Raw genomic sequence first — 484 nt, forward strand, 5'->3', positions numbered from 1 at the left:
CGGGCTCCTCCGGCGGATATGCCCCCGAGCACCGCAGATCACGCGAGCGACATCGGGGCCGGCGCGCGGTGCCCTACCCGAGGGACGATCCGCGCCGACACCCGAGAACGTGACCCCGGGCACTCGGAAACAAATGTTGTCAATTGACAACACAGTTGTTGGTGGGTATACCTGGCGCAGGCACGGAGTCCCGCACAAGGACGGGAACGACCTGCTGAGAGGGGGCTAATGGACTACGAGTTTCTGTTCATCGTCGAAGGGGTCTCGGCTGAGAGCGACCTGGACGTCGGCGTCGTCTTCGATGAATTCGACGGGTTGCTCGCTTCCCACAGGGGCCGACAGCTCCTGACGGTGGCCGGCGACGGCGCCAGTACCGTCGATGCCGCCCACCGGCTGTGCGTCCGCCTTCGCCGGGCTCTGCCGGATGTGCGCCTGGTGCGACTGGACCCGGATCTCGTCGGGGTCACGGACATCTCCGAGCGCA

Annotated in this window: 1 protein-coding gene; it reads right to left on the bottom strand. The window is 66.3% G+C overall.

The genetic code is table 11. From position 1 onward, the window contains the following. Positions 1–225: 225 nt before the first annotated feature. Positions 226–484, bottom strand: a 259-nt coding sequence (locus tag AN218_RS37360; RefSeq protein ID WP_216311698.1) for a hypothetical protein, incomplete at its 5' end; no start/stop codon positions are given.

It is taken from the genome of Streptomyces nanshensis (assembly GCF_001751255.1).
In the GTDB taxonomy this organism is placed as follows: Bacteria; Actinomycetota; Actinomycetes; order Streptomycetales; family Streptomycetaceae; genus Streptomyces; species Streptomyces nanshensis_A.